The organism is Nitrospira sp. BLG_1, from assembly GCF_047338595.1.
GTDB lineage: Bacteria > Nitrospirota > Nitrospiria > Nitrospirales > Nitrospiraceae > Nitrospira_D.
Genome location: NZ_JBLFBO010000030.1, coordinates 1 through 25,218 on the forward strand (window position 1 = coordinate 1; position 25,218 = coordinate 25,218).

Below are 25,218 nucleotides of genomic sequence, written 5' to 3' on the forward strand. Positions count from 1 at the left end.
CAGCCAGCGGCATGAGGCTGTAACCTATGGCGTCCACTATTGACGACTGGGCTCAGACATCATCGCCCATCTCAAGCTCAGTCCGACCGACACCCATGCCCTCTGCGATAGCGCCTCTCGTCGGCACCTCGTCGACGGCATCGAGAAAATCTCCAAGTACCAACTCGAAACCCACCCTACCCTGACCTCATTCTGGTGATGCAGCTTCTTCCCTGCCGTCCGTCGATTCACCGGCTGTCCCTTGCGGCGATAGACGTTCTTCTGTGTAATGCCCGATCGGGCCACTTCACGGTTCGATGCGTTTACCCTGTCGGACCAGCAACCCGGCCCGCGTATCAATGCTGACCAACAGCTTATGAGAGCTAAGGCAAGCAGCCGTCAATTAGGACATACAAGGCCATTCCTTGAGACTCTGAGAGCGTTTTCGCCTGATGCACTTAAATGCAGACAAAAAGAGAGGTCTGTTTTAGCATCCGTATTTATGAACAAACTTTTATCTGCTGGTGTTCTATTTCTTACCCTCCTCACGCTCATCATATTCTTGGCATCTTGTGTGATTACCCTTACTGATGGACAGGGCGCTCTGGTATTCGTTGCTTCTATCCCCGCCATGTCGATATTGCTGTTTTGCGCATTGATGTTCAGTCGAAAACTAAAGGCAAATAGTCCCTCAACGTGGCGCATTGACTATCTCCCAAAAATTGTTTCGGCATTCCTGGTTGCATTCTTCATTTCCTTACTCGTACCAGGCCTACGAACGCTCCCTGATACCCTCATGAACCTCGTTGGAACCACTTTCACGTATGCGACTGGAGCAACCCCTTATGCGTTTTTCAAGGAACGCGCGTCATTCCCAACCAAGCTGTCTGCCCAGCTACAAAATGGAAACCAGAAGACAATTATCTTCTCCGACCTTGATGTCTCCTTTGCATGGGATAGGGTCTGTATGTTTGGACCTTACACCAATAATGAAAAAGCGAAATCGGTACTCAATATGAATTGGAATATTGAGGAGCGCAGCCAGATACACGTTTCAGATTCAGTCAATGCGCTCGTATTCTTATATCAAGGAAGCGTCAATCAAGTGGTCGATCTGAAGCGTGGCATTACGGATTTCACAGATCTTGATATGTGCCTGAGCCGAAACCAGGCCAATTTCAAGATCAGAACCGATGCAAATGGACATAGAATACTAACGCTGGAAAGCTCAGATCCTTCAAAACACCAATAGCTCAAGGCCTGTGGTTGGGCCATCAAGCACATTTCTGAACTTCCCAAGACGTCAGAACTTTCGGCGCCTGACTGCGAGAGAAGCTCTTCTATATAAACCCCGATTGAGCCGTCTCACGGTTCGATGCGTTTACCCTGCCGGACCAGCAACCCGGCCCGCGTATCGATGCTGACCAACAGCTCATGCAGACTAAAGAGTAGGATGGCCCCTTCGCACATGATGCGCCAGACGAGATTACCCATCACAAGGGCCGCGATTCCGCCCAGGCGAGTGAAAATGGGACCAGCCATGTAATCATCCAGTGCATCAGGAGACAGGATCGACAAGAGCCCCCCAGCGGTAATGAAGCAGGCTCCGACGAAGTAGATCACCTTGATCAGTTGAGGAGTCACCAATTCTCGAAAAGCAAAATACTCCGCGTAGAAGCTCATGTATCTTACCGGTTTCTGTCGAGGCGCGTTCAATACCTGCTCACACACTGAGCACTTCGTGGCCAAGACGTCGTTTTCCGTAAAACATCGGGGACACTTCATAGATTCTCCTTTTAGTCGCTGGTTCAGGGATAGGCAAAGACGCTTCTTGCAGCTTATTCGATTTACGAGTCTGAAGCGAGAGCTGAGTCCATGTGTCGGTCGTGGGTTGCATGAGTCGTCAGAATCTCTTCTGTAGGAAATCGAGGGAGGGTGTTTACCAAACCCACCGGAACGCCGTATACTGCGCGAGCTCATCATGGGAGGATGAGCCATATCTTTTGGGGTGTCATAGGATATGGTGTTTTATCCCGTCGCCAAGAATAATCAGATTGGCTCCGGGTCGAGCGAGCTTGGTATGGAGGGGTGACGGAGCGGCCGAACGTGCCGGTCTTGAAAACAGATTTAGACCCTCAAGAACCTCCGAAAACCGCATAAACAGCGGCTTCTGATTGGACAGGATGGGTCATCTGTGGCTCATCCTGTGTTCATTTCCGCGCCCCAAGTGGACCCCGCTAACGACGTACATTCTTACCTGCTGATCCTACCTTCCCTACCTCTCTTCCTCTAACACCGATACCGCTCTCTCACAACCGGTACACCCCCCCCACCGGCATTGGCAATCGGTCCCATTTGGGGTTTGTCCCACCAGGACAAAAGTGGCCATAGAACCGCTTACGAACGGGATTCCCCCCAATTTCAACCCACGAACGCGCTACAGACCAGGAGTCCATGCGGACCGGTAGGAGCGGAGAGTCCAGCCCATGTGTCTGTTCGGGCAGGTCCGCTAAGCCTGGAATACTAGTCCGAGTTTGAACTATTTAGCACTTCTTGAGCTGCCCCGTTAGCTCATCGATACATTTGTGATGCACTGGAATGTGGCCATGCGGAAAGTGCGATTTTTTTCTCCACCTTGGACAAATCCAGATTTCTCGCCTTCGTTGCAAGGTATGCCCAGATTTCTGCAATGTCGGCTTCCGACGTGTCCGTGAGACGAAGGGTCGGGGTTTGGCTAATAATTTCCTCCCTCGCGGCACAATCTTTCTCTGATCAAAGTCGGTGACGCGCCCAGCGGCAAGGTCCGCCACGAGACACGTCTCTTGACAGATCTACGAAATAATGTGACATTATGTCACATGCGGCCCGGATCGTTACGCGAACTCCGAAAGACCCTTGGGATGACTCAGGAGAGTCTCGCTCAGACGCTTCACTGCACCCGCCGATCGATCATTCGCTATGAAGATGGCACTATTCCGATTCCCATGACGGTGGAATTGGCCCTGATGCAACTCAGCTCCTCGCAGATTCAGCTGGCTGGGGTGGTCGCGGCAGGGGCGCCCATTGAACCGATTCCTCAGATGGAACGCGTTGATGTGCCGAAAAGCATGGTCGGTCGTGGCGAGACCTTCGCCCTTCGGGTCAAAGGCACGTCCATGCATAATGAAGGCATCTTCCCCGGTGACATTGTTGTCGTGCAGAAACAAGCGACGGCCCGCAATGCGCAGACGGTCATTGCCCTGGTGAACGGCGAGGCCACGATCAAGACCTATTACCGCAAGGCCGGCACAGTGGAACTCCATCCCGCCAATGACGCCATGCAGCCGATCATCATCAAGCCATCGGACAGTTTTCAGATCGAAGGCATCGTTGTCGGCGTCATCCGTCATCTCAGAAAGTGAGGCCTCGGCTGTTGGCACCATGGACCGCCAGATTGTGTGCTTCGGGATTCCTGCCTTTGAAGTCGCTGTCGCTCGGCTGCATGATCCCAGCCTCTCGACGCGACCACTCGCGATCGCCCCGTTAAATACCTCGCGGGCGTGCCTGCGTGAAATCTCATCCGAAGCTGAAGAAGCAGGCCTTGCGATCGGAATGTCCGTTGAGCAAGCACGACGGGTCTGTCCGTCCATGCACGTCTTGCCTCCGAATCCCTCTCGAATCCGAACGGCGGAGGGATCGTTGCTTCACATCGTGAGACGCTATGCTCCCGTTTGGGAACCGGTTCAGGCAGGCTCCTTCGTGATGGATCTGACTGGGACCGGACGGCTTTTTGGGCCAGCGTATGACATCGCGGCAAAAGTCCAGCACGAAGTGCTCACTCAGTATCGACTCGACGGCGTCGCCGGTGTGGGGAGCAACAAGCTCGTGGCCCAAACTGCGGCCACTCTAATCCAGCCCTCCGAATTGTACGATGTCCGTCCAGGATCGGAGCCGGTGTTCATGGCGCCGCTCTCAGTGCGCACCCTGCCGGGCCTACAGCGCCCCTGCATGCGACAAGTCCTGTCACGGCTCGATGACCTCAACCTCGACACACTCGGCGACGTGGCGGAGAGTCCCGTTGATGCCTTGGAACTAGCGCTGGGAGACTATGCCGGGCAGCTCTCTCGCTGGGCGCAAGGGATCGATTCCCTGCCGGTGTTGCCACCGGCGAGTCAGCCTCAGCTCGAAGAAACGGTCCTCCTCGATCCAGACGAAATCGATGATCCCCTGCTGACCGGTCGATTGCTCGACGCGCTGCAACGGCTCTGCCGAACGCTGCGGAGTCAGCGTCGTGTTTGTGGCCGTCTCTCACTCATGATCCGGTACAGCGATCACCTCGAAGTAACAAAACACGAGCATGTCACTCCGGAGACCTGCTGGGAATGTGATCTGTCCTCCGTGGTGATGTCCCTCTTTCAGAAGTGTATGCATCGGCGGATTCGACTCCGAACCATGACCTTAAGCATGGCAGGGCTGACAAGCTATGCTGAGCAAACTACGCTGTTCGATGCTCGGCCTGTCGAGGAACAGCATCGGCAGGAGCGGGCCAAGCAGCTCGCCGTCGCGCTCGATCAGCTCCATGCCCGGTTCGGCGAACAGTCCATTCGTTATGGGAGGAGTCATTGAGTGTCCTTTGTCCACCTGCATACGCATTCATCTTATTCGCCGATGTGGGGTATCCCGACAATGGAGGCCCTCTGTCAGGCGGTGAAGGACCAAGGACAGCACTATCTCGCTCTCACCGATACGAATGGACTTTACGGTGCGATCCACTTTCTTGAAGTTGCGCGCGAGCATGGCTTGAAGCCGATTCTAGGCGCGGAACTGGTCTCCGGCCCGCACCGGGCCGTGCTCCTCGCGAAGAACGTCACGGGGTATGGCAGTCTTTGCCGGATTCTCTCGGCTCGCCACTGCGATGTGTCCTTTGACTTTATCCAAACCGTCGCGCAGCTTCGCACGGGATTGGTGTTGCTGTCCGATGATCCTGTTGCCCTGACCACCTGGCAAGTGGAGTCAGGAGAGGATCTCCACGTCGAGTTGACACCGGGGCCAACGTTACAAGAGACGGTCACGTTGAGCCGTCGACTCAAACTGCCGCCCGTGGCCACCACCCGCGCTTCGTTCCTGCATCCAACGGACTATCAGGCCCATCGGCTGCTACGCGCGATCGCGGAGAACACGATACTCTCACGACTCAAAGCCGATCACTGTGCACTCCCCTCTCACTGGCTCATGCCGGAATCGGTGCTGGCGCGATATCTGCCTCACGTGCCAGAAGCCGTCACCAACACGCGGCAGATTGCCGAGGAGTGCGACACCGACTGGGACTTCAAACAGACCATCTTTCCCTCCTTCCGCCACCTCTCCTCGGACGCCGCCTTCGAGAGATTACAACACAAGACTTATGACGGCGCCCTCTGGCGCTATGGCACCTTATCGACAACGGTCCGAGAACGGATTGAGAAGGAACTCATGGTGATCCGTGAGAAGGGCTATGCCGACTACTTTCTCGTCGTGGATGAAATCGTCCGCCAAGCGCCGAAAACGTGTGGCCGAGGCTCCGCCGCCGCCTCGATCGTGTCCTATTGTCTCGGCATCACGCATGTGGACCCCATTCGACATAACCTCTTGTTTGAACGGTTCCTGAATCCCGGCCGTCACGATCCACCGGACATCGACGTGGATTTTCCCTGGGATGAACGACCGGCCATTCTCGATTGGGTATTCAAGCAGTACGGACATCATCACGCCGCGATGGTCGCCAATCAGAATACCCTCGCCACGCGCTCGGCTTTGCGCGAGATCGCGAAGGTCTATGGCCTACCGGCAGGTGAGATCGGCAAAGCGTTGAACTTCCTCCAGCGTCGAGCCGACTTCGTCGAGATGCAGCAAGGGATGACGGTGCACGACTGGGCGCGGGATGTCTGCAAGGCCTTGAACCTGAGAAACCCCTGGCCGGAAATCCTCTACTGGTCGACGCAATTGGACGGCCACTTCAGGAATCTGGGTCTCCATCCCGGTGGAGTGGTGTTGGTCCCGGATGAGATCCGTCGCTATGTGCCGGTGGAGATCTCCGCTTCTCACTTGCCGGTGATTCAATGGGAGAAGGATCAGACGGAAGAGGCTGGGTTGGTCAAGATCGATCTCTTGGGCAATCGCTCGCTCGCCGTCATCCGTGACGCCATCGCAGCCGTCGCCCGTAACACTCGCACGGTCATCGACTATGCGACGTGGGATCCGATCACTGATCCAGCCACCAATGACCTGATTCGGCGCGGCGAGACGATGGGCTGCTTTTACGTGGAGTCTCCCGCGACGAGGCTGTTACTCAAGAAGCTCTGGGGTGGAATGCCTCCGGAGAGACGAACCGTGGCGGATGTGTTCGAATATCTTGTCGTCGTGTCGTCCCTCATTCGTCCCGCCGCGAACACCTTCACGGAAGACTTCATCCGACGAGCCCATGGCGAGGCCTATACTTCGCCGCATCCCATCCTCGATGAGATTCTTGCCGAGACCCATGGCATCATGGTCTATCAAGAAGACGTGATGAAGGTCGCCGTGGCCTTGGGCGGCTTTTCCGTCGAAGATGGGGATCAACTCAGAAAGGTCTTGAGCAAGAAGCATAAGGCTCGGCGGCTTCGCGACTATCAGCTCCAGTTCTACAAAGGTGCCATGAGCCGTGGCGTGGAACTGTCTGTCATCGATGCCATCTGGGCCATGATCATGAGTTTCGCGGGCTATAGTTTCTGCAAGCCGCACAGTGCCAGCTACGCCCAAGTGAGTTTCAAATCTGCCTATCTCAGAGCTCACTATCCCGCCGAGTTCATCGCCGCAGTCGTGAGTAATCAAGGCGGGTACTATTCGGCCTTCGCGTATCTGTCTGAGGGGCGACGGATGGGTCTGACGATCCTACCGCCGGACATCAACGCGAGTGGATGGGCCTACAGTGGATCAGGGGCCACCGTTCGAGTCGGTCTCATGCAGATCAAAGGCCTTCAGGAAGACATGGCCATGCAAATCATTGCGGAGCGAGATCAGCAGGGTTCATATGGTTCGTTGTCAGACTTCCTCTGTCGGATAAAGCCCGATTACAGCCAAGCGAAGTTGCTCATCAAAGCCGGGTGTTTCGATTCGATCGCCGGGGAACTCACCAGACCAGCATTGCTCTGGCGCGTGTTTGCATCACAGGCGACCAAGCCACCGAGCTTCATTCCGATCCCTACGGAGTATTCAGCCCAGAAAAAGCTACACCATGAACTATCCCTCTTCGGCTTTCCGTTACACTGCCATCCGCTCGATCTGTTCACAGAGGCGCTGAATGGTACCTCACGCATTCTTGCCAAGGAGTTGGATCACTATGTGGGGAAGGAAATGACCCTCATCGGTTGGCTCCTCACGGAGAAGATTGTCTCGACCAAAAAGGGTGAGCCGATGGAGTTCATGACCTTAGAAGATCAGACCGGGATGTATGACGCTACGGTGTTTCCTAATATTTACCGGCAATATTGCCATCTGCTCGCAACGAACCAAGCCTATGTCGTGACAGGCCTGGTCGAGGAACACTTCTCGACCGTCACGGTCACCGTGAAAACCCTACAACTCCTAACCATCGGTGGAATCCCGGCACCGAGTGAGCCTCTTGAGGAGCTACGCATGTAGCCGGTACACTCTCGCCCCATGCCACTCTCACCGTTGGTTCGCTTCGGCACTTCCACCTGGACCTATGAAGGCTGGCAGGGCCAAGTCTATTTTAAAAAGTACAGCAAGACGACGTTCGCACGGGAATGTCTTGGAGAGTATTGCCAGTATCTCTCTAATGGTGAACCGTGCTTTCGCACGGTCGGCAATGACTCCACGTTCTACCGCCCGCCGACACCAAATCAACTGCGACACTATCTGAATCAGATCCCGGAAGATTTCGAGATGTGCTTCAAGGTCTGGGAAGAACTTACCATCCCGCAATTTGCCCGGCAGGGTCGCTATGGCGCGAAGGCCGGTCAACCGAATCCTCGGTTTCTCGACGCAAAGCTCTTCAATGAACTCGTGCTGACTCCCTATCGAGAGGCGAAGTTTGAACCACACACGGGCCCATTCTTATTCGAATTCCAACGGCACGGGATGTCCAGGGATGAGTTCTGCTCGCGACTGGATACCTTCTTTAGCCAACTCCCAAAGGACTTTCGCTATGCGGTCGAAATTCGCAACGCTGGCTTGCTGGGTCCTGACTATCGTAAGGTTTTAGAGAATCACGGCGTCGCCCACGTCTACAACCATTGGTCCTACATGCCTTCATTACGTGAGCAGCATGAGCGGATGGAGCAAAAATTCACCGCGCCGTTCACCGTCCTGCGTCTCCTGACACCGCTCAAGATGTCCTATGAAGCGGCGAAGAAACGAGCGGAACCGTACGCAAAGATTGTGGAAGAGCTTCCAGACATGCGGCGAGACACCGTGGAGCTGCTGAAGAATGCAGTGGGAGATAAGCGACAGGCGTATGTCTTGGTCAACAACCGCAGCGAGGGGAATGCGCCGCTAACGATTCAAGCCCTATGGAGTGCGCTGCAGGACGCGCCGCTGTGAGGGTTTGCAATCCTCTCCGAGACCTTCACTTAAACCCTTTCCAGAACAGCAAAACACCTCTCAGCAGCAAAGTTTCGCTGTTTTACGGGTTCGGCTTAGCTCATTCCACTTGAGAGGAATTGGGGCCTATTTTGCTCTCAAGAGAACACGCCGGGAACACATAGGGTTAGCATCTAGATGCGTCGGATTCTCGTGAAGCAAACTGACCAGTCTTAGGATAGGCTCGGCTTGCCCTTCCTTGTCGTCGTTGCTCTTTCGCCTGTCTGGTAGGCTCGTGTGACCAGTGAATGGTCACTCACCGCCCCCTCTCTCTTCGAGTTTCAACGGCACGGGATGTCCCCACTTTCTAATCTAAGCAGCTATTTCTGCCTTGTCATCCAGCTTACAGATTCCATTAACCTGACAGGCCTATGCTGCCCTCATGCGGCAAGTCGACTTCTACTTTCACGACAGTTGTCTGTCACGGCAATCGATACGGTTACTCGCGAAAGACGTTGAGGCAGCGTATCCAAGCTGGACCGTGACAGTTCATCCGCTCACAGACCAAGATATTGAAAGACTAGGCTTTTCAGTTTTGCCAGTTGTGCTCATCAATGGCCAGACCGTGACGACAGGTATGCCGAGCAAAGAGTGGTTGCTCCGAAAGGTAACCGAGTCGAACCAGCGAGACCAGTGAAGGGTCAACCATGATCGATGTACCTCTTCATGTGACGCAGGCTACGGTACAGGACAGAACGACCGAACACGCTGAGCGCGCCCAATACAATGCTGAACACTCGCGCTACCTGACCGCACAGACGGTCTTGAGAGAGATTACCGAGACATTGGGAACTACGTTCGTGCCCGACTTGTTTGCCGGGCTGGAGAGAAAGCCAGCCTGTCTCGAGGCGACTTGGGAACTCTTCAGGGACGAGGTCGGTCTTGAAGCCCTTGACGCTCAAACCAGGCAAATCGTGGCGTTCGCCATCACCACGAACGAGAGTGGCACGTACCAGATTGCCGCATTCCCGCATGCCTTCCGGCTGAGTCCTGTGGGCCCAAGACGATGCGAGATCATTGAATCGATCATTCGAATGATTCACGCTTTCGAGTGCTATCTGTCCGACGTTGCGCCGGTCGTCGCCCCGTCAATATCAACATCCGGAATGACTGTTATGCCCACTCTTCATACGCCGAGACGACCGAAATGAGTCATGTGTTTGAGTGATAGATAGTGGGGCACTGATGAGAGAAACTTCGTCCCTAACGAATACTTGGTGGCTGCGCCTCACCTCTCCACAGTGGCGCTGGGTCTTGCTTCTCACCGGGGGGGCCGTAGTGATTCTCGCCGCCTGGCTTGGATTCAGAAAGATCCCGACCACCTCCTTCGATCTGACACGCCACAGCGTTCCACTAGATCAGCTCGTTGACGGAGGACCAGGGAAGGACGGGATACCGGCCATCCTAAGGCCACACTTCGTCTCGGCTCAAGAGGCAACGTTTCTCCACGATGAGAATCGAGTTCTGGGACTCCAAGCCGACACAGAAGCCAAGGCCTACCCGATCAAGATTCTCAATTGGCATGAAATCGTCAACGACATGATCGACGGGAAGGCCGTCGTCGTCACGTATTGCCCACTCTGCGGTACCGGCATGGCCTTCGAGGCTGAGGCACAGGGGCGGCAACATACCTTCGGTGTCTCCGGCCTGCTCTACCAGAGCGATCTGCTCATGTACGACCATCAGACGGAGAGCCTCTGGTCACAAGTCGGCATGCACGCGGTTGCAGGCCCGCTGACTGGAAAGAAGCTCTCGCCGATTGTCCTGGAACATACGACGTGGGGGGAATGGCGCACCACCCATCCTTCGACAGTCGTCCTCTCGACCCGAACCGGCTCGGTCCGAGACTACGATCGCGATCCGTACGCAGGATATGGCGAAAACTCCGAGCTATTTTTTGACACCACCCATGTTGATTCACGCTACCACCCCAAGGAGTGGGTGATCGGACTTGAGATCGATGGTGTGACAAAAGCCTATCCCTTTCTGGAACTGAAAAAAGTCCCGTCACCCCTGGTGGACCGCGTGAACGGACGGCGAGTGACCGTGCGCTTCAACGCCACGGCTCGTAGTGGTTCAGTTGTTGGCAACGACGGGAAGCCGTTTCCTTCCGTGACGGCCTTTTGGTTTGCATGGTATGCCTTTCATCCTGACACACAGGTGTTCACCGCTCCCTAAGCGGGTTAGAGACACTGCTCAAATGACGTCCGGAGCAGACACCAGGGATCACCCCGTGCATCAATCAGACGATCAGCCATATGTCCTTTGTCATATGAACGGAGTGAGAAATCTTGAAACGGGAGTGCAGAACTGCTTTTTCCGTTGGTCGAAATGACACAGAACGTGAGCCATTGTTTCAACTTCAGAATCCGCGATTTTTGAGCAACTCGAACAAACTTGACCTCTTCAGGCCCTAACCGATAGGAGTTCGATATGATGAACCTTCACGTTGTCGCATCAGCGCTCACGGGGCTGTCTCTCATCAGTGTCGGATGTACGACCAGTTCGGACGTATCGAGCACCCAACAACTCGTGATTCAGCATGGGGAGACAAATATCACCTACGGCGTACACGAAGTAGCCAACTTGCATAACAAACTGGGGGCGCTGCTGTTCTTGATGGGAGATCTCTCCAAAGCCTCCGAGGAGTTTCGAACGGCGATTCGATTCGATCCGGGAAGCCCTACCCCACATAATAATTTGGGGATGGTCCTGCATGCCCAAGGGAATTACGTTGGTGCTATTGGGGAGTTCTCCACCGCCGTCCGGTTGAGCGCGAACAATGCCGTAGCCAAGAGCAATCTCGGCTTTGCCTTGTTCGAACACGGGGAATTGGAGTCTGCCATCGTGCAATGGCAGACCGCAGTGAGCCAGGATGCTTCCATCGCTAGTGCCTGGGCCGGCCTGGGGCTTGGATGCTTCTCCTCTGGCTCCGTCGACAAGGGGCTCAAAAACTACCGCCAGGCGATTCGCTTGGATCCTAGTTATGGGGATGTGAATTATCTTCGGCTCATTCGTCGTTGGAACGGAGGGCTACTGAGGGGTGCTGTTGCCATTATGCATCTCTTAGAGACGCGACAGACGATCTCGGCAGTATCTGAATGACACGAGCCTGACGAATCCTTATCCTAATCATCGGCGCGCAGTTGCTGATATAGCGAGTGACGGTTGGAGCGAACAGCCTGCGATCTTTCATGGACACATCTTCCGGTCCACACATGACAAAGAAGTCGATACAGTGCTCCTTGAGCGCGGAACCGGGGCACCTCTTCCTGGCCGATAGGCATTCCTGAGCAGACGTATCGTCGTCTCAGTTTGCCGTATCGCAATCCGTTCACCAAGGGTTTCTAGGTTCCGTTGACCTGCCGGCAGTGACCCGCCCCCGCCTGACACGGCTCTACCTGGACCTATTGTGTAAGACACGTCACAGACCTCCGTCTAAACGTGCCCTAACATGCCATCAATCGAGGATGAAAACTGAGCGCGAATGGTCATGCGAATGAAGACCGTGTGGTATGCCTAGAACCTCAAGGTAGCTGGGACAAAGAGCTCGAAAATGCTAAGAAATGAGCAGCCTCGACATCTCGGGGCTGTTTTATCACGATTGACCCTCGTAATCGTAATACTCTGGGTCGAGGGCGGTGTCGCGGTAGCTCAATCCTCCTTCGAGGCTCGGAACGTGCTGACGAAAGGCACGGTGGAACTCGGTGGAACACTGGGCTATGCGCAAGGCACGACCGCGGTTGGGAACGGCCCCTCCGCGAACCGAAGCGCCGTCTTTATGATGCCGCGTCTCGGAGTGGTCTTGACCGATCCCCTGGGAAGCGGCTGGTGGCAGGGCAACGTCGAATTCTTAGTTCAACCCCTGTTCGCCCGCTTTACCCAGCCATTTGCGGCGGAAGCGGCAGGAGGGTCGTTCCTCCTGAAATACAATTTTCTGTCGTTCGGGCGATGGGTGCCGTTCTGGGATGTCGGCGCGGGCATTATCTGGACCAATCTGGCGCCGCGGATTCCAGAACAGAGCACACAGTATGAATTTGTCTTGGAGACCGGCCCCGGAGTGCATTATTTCATGACGGACCGGATCGCCTTGACGATGGGCGTGCGATTGCACCACATTTCCAACGCCAATCTTGGCGACCGAAATACCGGGATCAACACAGTGCTGCCCTATGTCGGGATTTCATTCTTCACACCCGGGTTCTTTTGACGGAACGGGACACCGCATGGCGGCCACAAGAACTAGTTGGCTCAAACTCGGCGCGCTTTTCGCCGTCCTTGGAGGGGCCTACGCAGTGGTATCCTGGTTTGACATCGGAGAACTGCTGAAGCCTGAGCAAGTATCCGATCAGATCCGCGCAGCCGGACCCTTCGGACCGATTCTATTCATGCTCCTCATGGCCACGGCGGTGGTGATCAGTCCGATTCCCAGTCTCCCACTCGATTTGGCCGCCGGGGCGACATTCGGCGTAACCTTGGGCACGGTCTATGCTGTCATCGGCGCGGAGTTTGGCGCCATTCTCAGCTTTCTGATTGGGCGGTCCTTAGGACGCGAGGCACTCACCCGGCTTCTCCGAATTGACATCTCATTTTGCGAACGCTGTTCAGATCGACACCTCGCTTTCTTTGTTTTCCTCTCTCGACTCCTTCCGATTTTTTCATTCGACTTTGTGAGTTATGGTGCCGGACTGACCAACATGACTCTGCGCGCATTCGCGGTGGCAACATTGCTGGGAATGATCGGCCCAACGTTTCTCTTGACCTATGCAGGCGAGCAAGTGATTTCAGGGGAGTGGCTGTTGATCGTGCTGGGGCTGATCATGGTGGCCATGCTCCTCCTCATCCCAAAGCTGGTTCTCCGATATCCTACCGCTCGTTGGGTTCGTCTCCTGCGCGGTGATATGCCGGTCGCGTCACCCCTCCATGTTTCGCCCACTCAGCCGGTGACTTCTCATCCAGACAGTGCTTCACGATGCGACTTCTGCGGGGAATCACCGAGTTAAGGTTGTCGGTGATTCCCTACTCTGCACCTCTGCCTCCGCCAGTCATCGATTCGGCAAGCCGTCCTGCCGGCCACCTCGAGTCGCGCCCTGAACTCCTCCGTTGATGAAATCTTCTGGTTGTTGTGAGGTGGCTTACATCCGTAGCTTGAAAAAGCTGGTAAAAGGAAGGACAAGCAGAAACATCCTGGCCACTCGGCATAAAACTGGAGGGGTTATGGGCAAAGAGAAAAAAGAAGCCAACAAAGGAAACTCGTCCGAGACAAATCGTGAGGCGACCCAAGAAGAAATCCGCGCTCTCGCCTATCAGCTTTTCTGTGAGTGCGAGTGTGCACATGGGCACGACGTCGAGCATTGGCTGGAGGCAGAACGACGGGTACTCTCACGGCATCAGGAGAATTGAGGAGAATTCTCGCAGAGCATCGCGCATTACATAGTATTCGCACCACTTCTTAGCTGCTCATAGACGGGTGTGCGAACAGGTTGGGGCCGGTCCCAAACTGTAATCCACCTCACAGTTCTTTTCTTGTATCTCTCGTAGAACAGGGACGGAACAATAAGAAGCTGATGATGCACCATCGTGGATACGGTTCTGTTGACTAAAAAAACCTCTCCATCTATGTGCGCTCCATTTCGATTGCCTCTCATGATCCTGTTGGCAGGGGTGCTGCTCGCCTGGACTGTTTTGACCAGCCCTCACCTAATTGAGCACGAGTTCGAGCACGGGAACCATCACTCGAATAGTCATTCGAGTCCACTTTGTACCTGGTTCTGTGCAGCCGGTCAGACCATAGACTCTGCGCTACACCTCACCGACGCCCAGTCTGCAGGCACAGAGGCTCTCGACTCCTTGCATGCGTCCACTACGCGAAATGTCCCGCCATCTCACCCGTTCACCCGAGGGCCGCCCTCCGAGGCCTGATCGGTTTCAGCGACATCTCTTCATCAGCCCGATTGCGACCTCGCATGGAGTGGTCTCCGTGCCCCTGGCACGTCCACCCAGAGAGGGGGGGGGGGGAGGGGGCGTTCTCGTCATTTTCTCGGTGCATCTTTGTGTTGACGGAAGACGTCAGCCGACTATCGAAGGAGCGTACTATGCGATTTGCTCGTCAGGTGTCATTTCTCTTCTTTCTGGCCCTCACTCCCCTGCTTCTGCCATCGGAGGCGCCCGCCTCCTGTGGCGCCGTCAGCTGCTTCGTGGTCATCGGAGCACAGCAACGGATCCCGCAACAAGGCCTGCTGACGGTGAGTGGGGTCTACAACTATACCCCGATGCGGCTGCTGAGCGGCGCCACGGGGATTATTCCGGCGGCGGATCAGGCTCGGCAACGGTTGATTTTAGATCACCACCAAGAAGTTCGAACCATCACACAGAGCTATACACTCGACTTAAACTATGGCGTCATGGATCGGTTTGCCCTTCAATTGACTGTGCCGTATCTCAAACGTAAGCATCTGCACATCGACGGGCTCGGTGAGTCGGCGACCGAGGCCGGCGAGCCGGTCAACTTTTCGGATAATGGCTTCGGTGACGTACGCCTGACCGCCAAGTACAACGTGTTGCCGACTCTTCGCCACAATATCGTCCTGGGGTTCGGCCTGGAACTACCGACCGGGGATACCCAGGCACGGGATAGTTCCGGGCAGGTCTTGGAATCCCCGGGGCAATTGGGGCGTGGCCAGATTGGTCTCATCGGCTCGATTTACCAAACCTATGAGCTGATTCCCCATCGATTGAGCCAGTTTGCCTTCGCCAGCTATCGCCATACCTTCCGCAATCGGGACGGGTATCAATTTGGAGACGAATACCAATTCAACGCGGGAGTGAATCTGGTCACGACTCCCTGGCTTGTGCTGATCAATCAATTCAACTTTCGCTATCTCACGCAGGACAACGTCACGGCCAATCTGGAGCAATCCGCCGCACCATTTTCCGGGGAGGAACCGACGGTGATCGATCCTCGTATCCTCGATCGCCGAGTGCCGAATACCGGATCCACCTACTTTGCCTATACGCCAGGATTTCAACTCGACGTCGGGCGACTCTTCACGTCTCAATATACAGAAGGGACGTCGATGTATGTGATGGCCCAAATCCCCGTGGCGCGGGATGCCAACAACAACCTTGCGCAGGGAACCAGTTTTATCTTTGGTATCACCCGTTCGCTTCAACTTCTGAAACCTCGATCCTAATCAGGGCAACTGGCCTACATCCTTGCAGGTGATGGGAACGGACGATGTTCCCATCACCTGCAAGAAGCCGACTGATTGAAAGGCCGAAGACAAGAATCAGAACGCGAGGCGAGAAAGTGCGTCCGGTTTCAGAAGGGTGATCGTTCGCCCATCCATATAGATGAGCCCTTGGTCCCGAAACTGGCCCATGATGGTGCTCACGGTTTCGCGGCTGCAGCCGATCAGGTTCGCCATTTCTTGATGAGTCAACTTGGCCCTCAGACGAATCCCCTGCTTGTCCACGACACCATCAGTCTTCCCGACCTCACTAAGGAGGTGCGCTAGGCGGGCCGGCACATCGCGAAAGACAAGATCCTCGACGCGGCTCTGGATTTTCCTGAGCCGCAGGCCGATGAGCTTAGTGAGTTTTACCGTCACATTCGGATGCATCGCTAAGTACTGGTCGAAGTCTTTGCGCGGGATCACGCAGATGAGTGTGTCATCGAGCGCTTCCGCTGAGGTCGAGCGGGGAGCATCTTCCAAGACCTCCAGCTCACCGAAGACTTCGCCTGGCTCGAGAATCTCAAAGGTGACTTCTTTCCCGCTGGGGGCGGTATTGGCGATTTTGACTCGCCCTTTTTTCAGCAAATACACACTGCTACTCGGATCACCGGGAAGATAGAGCGGCTGTCGCTTCTTGACTTCCTCCATACGGGTAATCTTCTCCATCTCCTGCATATCGGACGAAGAGATACCGTCGAACAAGCGAATGTGCTTCAGGTACCACAGCTTATTCGAGGATGAGGAAGCCTGTTCCATGCGACTACTCCCAGTTCAGAACGACAGTCTAATGATTTATCCCCCATGAGGCAATACGTCTCTTGATGCCAATGCCCTAAGTTGCGTTGCTTTGCTGAGACGAGACGGTACGCCAACCTACACATGAATGGAATAGTGACGGAATCCTAGGTGTTTATGGGGCTTTTCTCCTGGCTGTCCTCTATCTCCACACTGTGACCTGGCTCACAGAATCTCGCCGGCAAGTGGGATATCGTGGGATCATGTTGAAACATGATGCTTCCAGACCACCTGAAGCGCGGCCCAACCTCCGCCTGGTTTCACGCCGCCACCCGAAGGGAGTCCCGTTGATGGAACCACCGTATGCCGGCGAACATCAGGATCATACGCCTCATCCGATCTCTCCTGTCGGTGAGGACAGGATCTCCTTCGCCTCCACCAAGGCACCCTCGGCAGGCAAGGTCATTCTCGCACTCGTGATCGGATTGGCAATCGTGACTTTCTTCTATTTTGACCTGGGCCGGTTCTTATCGCTGGACGCCTTGAGGGAGAATCGAGATCAGCTCTTGGCGTTTACGGACGCCAACTATATCATGGCGGTCGGCATCTTCATTGGCGCCTATGCGATCGTCACCGGCTTGTCGTTGCCGGGCGCGGTCATTCTCACGCTCGCCGGCGGGTTCGTCTTCGGTGCCGTCCTTGGAACGGTGTTCGTGAACCTCGGGGCAACGACCGGAGCCACCTTGGCGTTTCTCACCGCACGGTATTTGTTGCGGGACACCGTGGAGCAAAAGTTCGGACAATCGCTGAGACCGTTCCAAGAAGGTTTCGCCAAGAACGCGTTCAGCTACCTGCTGACCCTTCGACTGATTCCGTTGTTTCCGTTCTTCGTGGTCAACCTGGTCTCCGGCCTGACCCGCGTGAGCGCGGGAACGTACATCGGAGCGACGGCCCTCGGCATCATTCCGGGGTCGTTCGTATACGCCTATGCGGGACGCCAACTCGGCACCATCAACTCCCTCAAGGAAATTGCGTCGCCGAATGTGATCGGAGCCTTCGTGTTGTTGGGCCTCCTCGCTCTGGTGCCGGTCGTCTATAAGAAATTCTCCGCCAAACCGGTGTCATGACTACGTCAACGCTCGACGACATGCGATGAAGGAGGTCGCGCAATGCTCACGGAACCCGAACCAAGGATCACGGAAATGACCGAACACCATCACTCATTGATCCTGCCGAACGACGTCTACAATCAACAACTCGTCGCCAATGTGCATCCTCCCGGTTGGGTCAACCCGGAGCCGACCGGACGCTACAACATCGTGGTCATCGGAGCCGGCACGGCTGGACTGATCACGGCGGTCGTGGCCGCAAGCCTGGGCGCCAAGGTCGCGTTGATCGAGAAACATCTGATGGGTGGGGACTGCCTGAATGTGGGATGTGTGCCGTCGAAAGGCGTGATCCGGGCGGCCAGAGCTTGGGCCGATCTCCGGCGCGCCAAGGAGTTCGGCCTCGAAATTCCCGCGGGCGTGACGTACGACTTCGGCGCCGTGATGGCACGCATGAGGAAGCTACGCGCGCGGATCAGTCACAATGATTCCGCTCATCGCTATGCCGAATTGGGGGTGGACATCTACATCGGCAGCGGCCGTTTCGTCGGAAACGATCGTATCCAAGTTGAGGGACCGTCCGGCAAGCGAACCTTGACCTTTGCGAAAGCGGCGATCTGCACCGGCGCGCTGGCGTCGATCCCGTCGACGCCCGGATTGGTCGAAGCCGGGTACCTCACCAACGAAACGGTGTTTTCTTTGACGGAACTGCCTCAGCGCATCGGGGTCATCGGAGCCGGTCCCATCGGATGTGAACTGGCGCAGTCCTTCGCCCGCTTTGGGAGCCAGGTCTACCTCGTCGAAGCGGCGCACGGCATCATGCCGATCGAGGACCGCGATGCCGCGGAGATCGTCGAGCAACAGATGGTTCGCGATGGGGTGACGGTGCTGTGCTGTGGGAAACACTTGCTAGTCGAGAAGACCGAAGGAGGCAAGCGCCTGACGGTCGAGTCGCACGGCGGTCAGTACGATGTGACGGTGGATGAACTCCTGGTCGCGGTCGGGCGAACCCCGAATGTGGAAGGAATCGGGCTGGAGGCGGCGGGAGTCGAGCATGACAAGAACGGGATTACGGTGAATGCCCGACTGCAGACGACGAATCCCAAGATTTTCGCGGCAGGAGATGTCTGTTCACGCTACAAATTTACCCACGCGGCCGATGCCATGGCACAGATCGTCATCCAGAACGCGCTGTTTCCGCATCCCTTTGGGCTCGGCTATGCCGGCGTCGAATCGCTGATCATGCCCTGGTGCACCTTCACCGAACCGGAAGTCGCCCATGTCGGGATGTACGAGCGGGATGCCAAGGAGAAAGGGATCGACGTCGAAACTTATACCTACAAGCTGGACGAGGTCGATCGAGCGATCCTGGACGGAGAAGATGAAGGCTTTGCGCGGGTTCACATCGAAAAGGGGACCGATAAAATCCTCGGTGCCACGATCGTGGCCAGTCATGCCGGCGACATGATCGGCGAATTCTCCGTCGCCATGAAGGCGGGAGCCGGGGCCAAGACGATCGCGGCAACCATCCATCCCTATCCCACGCAAGCTGAAGTGAACAAGAAGGTGGTGAACCTCTGGCGCAAGGCGCATTTCACCCAACGAACCAAGAATCTGTTGATCAAACTGTTTGCCTGGATGCGCCGATAGAGGAGACATCATGAACAACGATGTTTCACGTCTTCACTTGAAAAGGATTGAGCCCATGACACCGTCTACTTCTTCCGTGCTCGTCGGTTTGGCGTCGTGCCTGTTGGCCGGAATCATCCTCGCTGCTCCAAACCGGCTGCAAGCCGGGTCCCCTGGCACCATCGAAGTCGGTGCCTTTTCGACCGCTGCGCCTGGCGGACCCTGGCCGGATGGCTGGAAACCGCTGACGTTCCCAAAAATTCCGCAACAGACGACCTACGATCTCGTGAAAGACGGTGATCGTGTCACCGTCAAGGCCGTCAGTCAGGCCTCCTCTTCGGGGTACACGAAAGAAACCCTGATCGATCCGAAGGAGTATCCCATCATCCAATGGCAGTGGAAAGTCTCGAATATCTTAAAGGCCGGCAATGTGGCGAAGAAAGACGGCGATGATTACCCAGCCCGCATCTACGTCACCTTTCAGTACGAGAGTGCGAAAGTAGGTCTCTTCGGCAAGGCAAAGTACGAAGCCGCCAAACTCCTCTACGGGCGCTATCCGCCCCTCGGCGCCATCAATTACATTTGGGAGAGCCGGGCGCCGGTAGGAACCGCGGTGCCCAACCCGTACACGGAACAGGTGCACATGATTGTGGTAGAAAGCGGAGCAGCCAAGCTGAACACCTGGATGACCGAAGAACGCAACGTCTACGACGACTACAAGCGAGCGTTCGGAGCAGAGCCGCCCATGATTTCCGGTGTCGCCATCATGACGGATACCGACAATACCGGCGAATCGGCAGAAGCCTACTACGGGGATATTGTCCTCAAGCGGCGGAGCGACTGAACCAAAAGCAAGAATCGATTCTTCCTGTGTATCTTGAACCCAGGACTGTTACGATTATAGAGATCTTTGCGTTGGTCTTTGAAGGAGGATGAATCATGAACAACACCAAGAGACGGATTCACGATGGCATCGTCGGAGCGTTGATCCCTTTTGGCATCGCTCCGAACTCGTATGTCTATTGAGGGTCTCAAGCTCGTGAGGATTGATGTCTAACGGCAAGCCCCGCGTGGTGATTCTGGGGGGAGGATTCGGCGGCATGTACGCTGCCTTGGAGTTCGAACGCGCTCTGGCGCGGGGCGCCGCCCTGGACGTCACCCTCGTCAACCACGACAACTTCTTCCTCTTCACCCCGATGCTGCACGAAGTCGCCGCCAGCGACCTCGATATCACCAACATCGTCAGCCCGATCCGGAAGTTGCTGCGATGGGTGACGTTCTTTCATGGCGAGATCGAAGCCATCGATCTCGTACATAAACGAGTGGGCGTGTCGCATGGGCACGAGCAACATTGCCACTCGCTGCCGTACGACCACCTGGTGCTGGCCCTCGGGTCCACCACGAACTTCTTCGGGATCCCCGGCTTAGCGCAGCGCGCGTTCACGATGAAATCGCTGAGTGACGCGATCATGCTGCGCAACCATCTCATCGCGAATCTGGAAGAGGCCGACTTTGAGTGTGGGGCGTCCCTCCGCACCGGCTTACTGAATTTCATCGTGGCCGGAGGCGGCTTTGCTGGCGTCGAAACCATTGCGGCCATGAATGACTTTCTGCGGGAAGCGATCCGCTTTTTTCCCCATCTGCGGGAGGACCGGCTGCGGGTCATCCTGGTCAGTGCGGGGGCCATCATTTTGCCGGAACTCGGCGAGAAGCTCGGCACCTATGCCCAACGCAAGCTGGCTGAACAACAGGTGGAAATCCGCTCGAACTGTAAAGTGACCGCCGTGAAGGACCAGGATGTCACACTCAGCGATGGGACCACGATCACCACGAATACGCTGGTGTGGACGGCCGGGATCAGCCCGCACGCGCTCTTGGACACCTTGCCATGCCCGAAAGAGAAGGGCCGGGTCCTTGTCAACGAGTACCTAGAAGTGCCTGGGTGGTCTGGAGTGTGGGCCTTGGGAGACTGTGCACTCGTGCCGGATCGACAGACTGGAGGATTTCATCCCCCAACGGCCCAACATGCGCTGCGGGAAGGGCGGATCGCGGCGCAGAACGTTCTAGCCACTGTGCGAAAGGGGTGGAAGAAACCATTTGTGTATTCCACGATCGGACTCCTGGCCCCAATTGGGAAACGGACCGGTGTCGCGAACATTCTCGGCGTGAATTTTTCCGGCTTCCTGGCCTGGTGGCTGTGGCGGACGATCTACTTGCTGAAACTCCCGCGCTTTGAGAAGAAGGTGCTCGTGGCCTTGGACTGGACGCTGGATGTGCTCTTTTCGAAGGATCTGGTCCACTTCAGAACCGCGCGCCCCCCATCCTTGTTACCGGTGAAACAAGAATTGCCGAAATCAACCTGAATATTTTGACCAGCTGGAAGTTGGTCTGCCACCTCGTAATGTGAGTCCGTCGCTCACAGGCTGAAGAGTTCCGGAGCAGATGGTCGACTCCGGTGGTGGGCCACGAGCGGACGGTTATCGTGCGCATCAATCGTGAGAAGGTCTGATTAATTCGAAGTTCGAATCAGAAACTAACAAAATGCCCCGCTTTTTTTGTACACTGGTTGATAGAAATCAGGAATTATTCAGGCCTTTCCTGGGCAATACGATCATCGACTCCCCTTTCTCCCATGGGTCCTGACCCTGTCCACGGAGTTGACAGTGTCGACACATCCACTTAGAGTGACAGCCATGCGACTGGGTAGGAGCATCCGTTTTCACCAGCGGATCGTGGGTAGTTTGATCGTGGTCTGGCTCCTGTTGAGCGGCGTGGCGTTCGCCGAACAGTTAAACGTCGTGCCGGAAACCAATTCCTCTGACGAACAGGCACTCACGCAGTTGCAGCTTGCCGTGAAATCCGACACGCTGGATGCGTCGATCGGAACCCCTCTCCTCGATCTGTTCGCGCTCGCAATGACCGTCGCTCTCAGTACAGCGGTTGCCTCGGTTCCCTCGAATCCGATCAATTCTTCCTTCGCCGACCTCGCATACACGCGAAGTCTCCCTCGTTTCACCTGCTGTTATCGTCTCTGAGGCTCGTTTCCTCTCGTGGTTTTCGTGGTGAGTGGTCATCCGGTATGTGACCGGGTGGCCTACATAACTACCGAGTGGAGTACGAGCATGAAGCGGAGTCTCACGGGTCTGTGCCTGTTGATCATTTCAGGATGTGCGTGGCTTCCAGGACACTCCTTACCGTCTCCTCATCCACCCCTCACGGTCTTGGTGGGACCGGTGACCATGGAGGCTCCTGTGACCTCACCCTCGGATTTGGCCACCTTCGAGGAAAGTCCGCCTCCCGAGGTGGCAACTCAGCTCTTACAACAGCTCATCGACGAAGTTGAAGTGACGGCTCAACGGCTGTTGACCGAGGAACTGGCTCGGCAACCGGGATTTCTCGTTGTTCCGTTTCAGGACGCGAGGCGGCTTCAGACCAACCGATCAGTCGCGGGTAAGCCGCTTGATGCGGAGGGCTGGCGGGCGCTTGGCGAGGAAGCCCATGCCGATTTAGTGGTCACCGCGAGGCTCGTCGATTATGGCGTCGTCCGCTGGCAGTACTGGGTGCCCGGTTTGTTAGTTTCCATGCTCACGGAAACCCTGATCGTTGGCGCAGCAACGGGATTTAATCCGACAGCGATGGCGGCCACCGCCGCTAGTGAACTCTTAACCGATGTCCCGGTGTGGTGGGGTGGTGCGTACATTGCGGGATGGGCGCTGCGTCCTGTCCGCCTCAAAGCAGAAGCGTGGGACGTTCGAAAGTGCGTGGAGCAACCATGGAAGGAGGAAGCGGTGGTGGTGTTGATCCCCGGATGGACGCTGAAAAAACGTGAGCCCGATGAGCGCCGCCGTAAAGAAGTCCAGTTGACGGTGAATCTGACGCAGGCGGTGACGGAGATTGCGGACCAAGCGGGACGGGAACTTCGCCGTGCTCCCTGTGCGACGTTGGAGCTGGATAGACGCGAAGGGACATCCTCATGACCATGGGGCTATCGCATTCGCTTCGGGAAATGCCCACCGGCGTCTGGGTGCTTGGGCTGGTGAGTCTCTTCATGGATCTGTCGTCCGAAATGATTCATAGCTTGCTACCCGTCTTTTTGGTGACCACCCTTGGGGCGAGTGCCACTCTGGTTGGTGTAGTAGAAGGCCTTGCCGAATCGCTCGCTCTAATCATCAAAGTCTTTTCGGGAGTCGTGAGCGATTATCTGAGAAACCGGAAGTGGTTGGCGGTGGGCGGCTATGGGTTGGGCGCGCTCAGCAAACCGCTGTTTGCGGTTGCCTCGGGAGTGGAGATCGTCTTGACCGCCCGTCTTCTCGATCGTGTCGGGAAGGGAATACGTGGCGCCCCACGTGATGCCCTTGTCGCCGACCTCACGCCTGTAGCAAGACGAGGAGCGGCTTTTGGCTTGCGGCAAAGCCTCGATACCATCGGGGCGTTCCTTGGACCGATCCTGGCCGTCGGATTCATGCTGCTGTGGGCCGAGGATATTCGGGCCGTCTTCTGGCTGGCCGTCCTTCCCGCTATGGTTTCCGTTGCACTGCTGATCTTCGGTATTCAAGAACCGGCTCCGCCACCATCTCAGACGCGTACAAATCCCGTTTGCTGTGAGACTCTAGCACGGCTGCCACCATCCTATTGGTCTATTGTGAGAATCGGCGTGCTCTTTACGCTGGCTCGGTTCAGCGAGGCGTTTCTTGTCCTCCGGGGTCAAGAGACAGGCATCTCGATGGCGTTAGTCCCACTTGTCATTATGGCCATGAATATCGTGTATGCCGGTTCGGCCTATCCGTTCGGACATCTGGCAGATCGGATGAGCCAGACCGTGCTGCTCAGATGGGGGCTGCTGGTCTTGATCGCTGCCGATCTCGTGCTTGGCCTTTCCGTCCATTGGATCCTCGTAGGGGTCGGCGTGATGTTATGGGGACTGCACATGGGCATGACCCAAGGATTGCTCGCAGCGATGGTGGCGCAGACTGCTCCGGCAGAGCTTCGTGGGACCGCCTTTGGCCTCTTCAACCTCGCGAGCGGCGTGGCCATGTTGGTCGCCAGTTTGGTTGCCGGTGTGATGTGGGATATGCTCGGCCCGTTATGGACATTTTATTCGGGTGCGGCGTTTGCCACCATGGCCTTGGTAGCGCTGCTGGAACGTCCGTAGCGTGACGCGGCCCACAGCGACGCACCGTGTTCTTGTGCAGGTCTGAATGCGGTTGAAGTATCGATATTCAGCCGCGGGACGGAGGACTACCGTGGCGCCCACCTCGGTAGGGCGTCTCTTGACCTCCCTGGGGAGACGCACCCTCCACCTTTGTCGAGCTGGCAAATCACCCGGTCGATGGTGTTGGAAACGAGATCGATACAGCGAATGGATGCCCCTCAACCGGGCTAACTGGTATCTGTTGCGGCCCGTGTTGAGCGCGAGGTTCCAATTCCATCTAGATGACCGATACCGACAATATCGGAGAATCGGCGGACGCACAGTACGAAGACATCGTGCTCAAGCGCAAGGTCGACTGAGCGGAAAGCCAAATCGATTCTTCCTGTTTCTTCAGAGACACAGGGCTGGTAAGATTTTAGTTGCCCGTCAAATTGAGTCGATTCTATTCTGTGAACTTCAAGGGAGGATGGATCATGAACAACACCAAGAGACGAATCCATGATGGTATCGTCGGGGCGGTCATCACCCTTGGCATCGCGTTGGGTTATAGCGTGCACCCTGCTTGGTTACTCCTACCAAGCGTGATCGGCATCACCCTGATTCAGAGCGCCTTCACAGGGTTCTGCCCGGTGTATTTTCTGCTGGATAAGACCTGTGCGCCGGAAACGGAAGCAGGTCTCAGAAGGATTTAAAAACGGCTGTCCTTCGGTCCCAGGCGACATTCGGTCCGAAGGAACTCTTCTAGACCCATGAGTTGCCTTCCACGGAACTACTTGAGCTGAGC

Annotated in this window: 23 protein-coding genes; 20 read left to right on the forward strand and 3 right to left on the reverse strand. The window is 56.1% G+C overall.

Annotation, left to right across the window (positions count from 1 at the left end):
- Positions 1-52: 52 nt before the first annotated feature.
- Positions 53-175 carry a hypothetical protein gene (locus ACMTNU_RS15680; RefSeq protein ID WP_413936243.1) on the reverse strand — a complete coding sequence of 41 codons (123 nt, stop codon included), beginning with the start codon at positions 173-175 and terminating at the stop codon, positions 53-55.
- Between the two features lie 306 nt (positions 176-481).
- On the opposite strand from ACMTNU_RS15680, the gene ACMTNU_RS15685 reads away from it, so the two are divergent.
- Positions 482-1,231, forward strand: a complete 750-nt coding sequence (locus tag ACMTNU_RS15685; protein ID WP_413936244.1) for a hypothetical protein — start codon at positions 482-484, stop codon at positions 1,229-1,231.
- Positions 1,232-1,344: 113 nt separating this feature from the next.
- Here ACMTNU_RS15685 and ACMTNU_RS15690 read toward each other — a convergent pair whose 3' ends face one another.
- On the reverse strand, positions 1,345-1,764 hold the full coding sequence (locus ACMTNU_RS15690) for a DUF4282 domain-containing protein (RefSeq protein ID WP_413936245.1): 420 nt from the start codon (positions 1,762-1,764) through the stop codon (positions 1,345-1,347).
- A 1,037-nt stretch (positions 1,765-2,801) separates the two neighbouring features.
- Between ACMTNU_RS15690 and lexA the strand changes: the two genes are divergently transcribed.
- From lexA to ACMTNU_RS15745, 11 genes are all read left to right on the forward strand, one after another.
- Entirely contained in the window at positions 2,802-3,380 is a 579-nt protein-coding gene (gene lexA / locus ACMTNU_RS15695) for a transcriptional repressor LexA (RefSeq protein ID WP_413936246.1), read from the forward strand.
- A 19-nt stretch (positions 3,381-3,399) separates the two neighbouring features.
- Entirely contained in the window at positions 3,400-4,584 is a 1,185-nt protein-coding gene (locus ACMTNU_RS15700; RefSeq protein WP_413936247.1) for a DNA polymerase Y family protein, read from the forward strand.
- On the forward strand, positions 4,585-7,617 hold the full coding sequence (locus ACMTNU_RS15705; protein WP_413936248.1) for a DNA polymerase III subunit alpha: 3,033 nt from the start codon (positions 4,585-4,587) through the stop codon (positions 7,615-7,617).
- An 18-nt stretch (positions 7,618-7,635) separates the two neighbouring features.
- Positions 7,636-8,538 carry a DUF72 domain-containing protein gene (locus tag ACMTNU_RS15710; RefSeq protein ID WP_413936249.1) on the forward strand — a complete coding sequence of 301 codons (903 nt, stop codon included), beginning with the start codon at positions 7,636-7,638 and terminating at the stop codon, positions 8,536-8,538.
- 686 nt (positions 8,539-9,224) lie between these two features.
- Positions 9,225-9,728 carry a hypothetical protein gene (locus ACMTNU_RS15715; RefSeq protein WP_413936250.1) on the forward strand — a complete coding sequence of 168 codons (504 nt, stop codon included), beginning with the start codon at positions 9,225-9,227 and terminating at the stop codon, positions 9,726-9,728.
- A 34-nt stretch (positions 9,729-9,762) separates the two neighbouring features.
- Positions 9,763-10,755, forward strand: a complete 993-nt coding sequence (locus tag ACMTNU_RS15720; protein WP_413936251.1) for a DUF3179 domain-containing protein — start codon at positions 9,763-9,765, stop codon at positions 10,753-10,755.
- 255 nt (positions 10,756-11,010) lie between these two features.
- Complete coding sequence (locus tag ACMTNU_RS15725) at positions 11,011-11,682, forward strand: tetratricopeptide repeat protein (RefSeq protein ID WP_413936252.1); 672 nt, start codon at positions 11,011-11,013, stop codon at positions 11,680-11,682.
- 451 nt (positions 11,683-12,133) lie between these two features.
- Positions 12,134-12,787, forward strand: coding sequence for an acyloxyacyl hydrolase (locus ACMTNU_RS15730; protein ID WP_413936253.1), 654 nt, complete (start codon positions 12,134-12,136; stop codon positions 12,785-12,787).
- Between the two features lie 16 nt (positions 12,788-12,803).
- A complete protein-coding gene (locus tag ACMTNU_RS15735; protein WP_413936254.1) occupies positions 12,804-13,580 on the forward strand; it encodes a TVP38/TMEM64 family protein in 777 nt (258 codons plus the stop codon).
- Positions 13,581-13,794: 214 nt separating this feature from the next.
- The gene (locus tag ACMTNU_RS15740) at positions 13,795-13,980 is read left to right on the forward strand and encodes a DUF2934 domain-containing protein (RefSeq protein WP_413936255.1); all 186 of its coding nucleotides are present in this window, start codon (positions 13,795-13,797) and stop codon (positions 13,978-13,980) included.
- A 692-nt stretch (positions 13,981-14,672) separates the two neighbouring features.
- Positions 14,673-15,770: a transporter gene (locus tag ACMTNU_RS15745; protein WP_413936256.1), complete on the forward strand. Its 1,098-nt coding sequence runs from the start codon at positions 14,673-14,675 to the stop codon at positions 15,768-15,770.
- Positions 15,771-15,866: 96 nt separating this feature from the next.
- Here ACMTNU_RS15745 and ACMTNU_RS15750 read toward each other — a convergent pair whose 3' ends face one another.
- Positions 15,867-16,568: a Crp/Fnr family transcriptional regulator gene (locus tag ACMTNU_RS15750; protein ID WP_413936257.1), complete on the reverse strand. Its 702-nt coding sequence runs from the start codon at positions 16,566-16,568 to the stop codon at positions 15,867-15,869.
- Between the two features lie 329 nt (positions 16,569-16,897).
- On the opposite strand from ACMTNU_RS15750, the gene ACMTNU_RS15755 reads away from it, so the two are divergent.
- From ACMTNU_RS15755 to ACMTNU_RS15790, 8 genes are all read left to right on the forward strand, one after another.
- Positions 16,898-17,674, forward strand: a complete 777-nt coding sequence (locus ACMTNU_RS15755; protein ID WP_413936258.1) for a TVP38/TMEM64 family protein — start codon at positions 16,898-16,900, stop codon at positions 17,672-17,674.
- A gap of 42 nt (positions 17,675-17,716) precedes the next feature.
- Positions 17,717-19,303 carry a mercuric reductase gene (locus tag ACMTNU_RS15760; RefSeq protein WP_413936259.1) on the forward strand — a complete coding sequence of 529 codons (1,587 nt, stop codon included), beginning with the start codon at positions 17,717-17,719 and terminating at the stop codon, positions 19,301-19,303.
- A gap of 55 nt (positions 19,304-19,358) precedes the next feature.
- Positions 19,359-20,126, forward strand: coding sequence for a DUF3047 domain-containing protein (locus tag ACMTNU_RS15765; protein WP_413936260.1), 768 nt, complete (start codon positions 19,359-19,361; stop codon positions 20,124-20,126).
- 205 nt (positions 20,127-20,331) lie between these two features.
- On the forward strand, positions 20,332-21,645 hold the full coding sequence (locus ACMTNU_RS15770; protein WP_413936261.1) for an NAD(P)/FAD-dependent oxidoreductase: 1,314 nt from the start codon (positions 20,332-20,334) through the stop codon (positions 21,643-21,645).
- Between the two features lie 300 nt (positions 21,646-21,945).
- Entirely contained in the window at positions 21,946-22,317 is a 372-nt protein-coding gene (locus tag ACMTNU_RS15775; protein WP_413936262.1) for a hypothetical protein, read from the forward strand.
- Between the two features lie 87 nt (positions 22,318-22,404).
- Positions 22,405-23,259 carry a hypothetical protein gene (locus tag ACMTNU_RS15780; RefSeq protein WP_413936263.1) on the forward strand — a complete coding sequence of 285 codons (855 nt, stop codon included), beginning with the start codon at positions 22,405-22,407 and terminating at the stop codon, positions 23,257-23,259.
- Positions 23,256-24,434: an MFS transporter gene (locus ACMTNU_RS15785; protein ID WP_413936264.1), complete on the forward strand. Its 1,179-nt coding sequence runs from the start codon at positions 23,256-23,258 to the stop codon at positions 24,432-24,434. Before ACMTNU_RS15780 ends, ACMTNU_RS15785 begins: the two co-directional genes overlap by 4 nt.
- A 473-nt stretch (positions 24,435-24,907) precedes the next feature.
- The gene (locus ACMTNU_RS15790; protein ID WP_413936265.1) at positions 24,908-25,126 is read left to right on the forward strand and encodes a DUF2892 domain-containing protein; all 219 of its coding nucleotides are present in this window, start codon (positions 24,908-24,910) and stop codon (positions 25,124-25,126) included.
- Positions 25,127-25,218 lie beyond the last annotated feature (92 nt).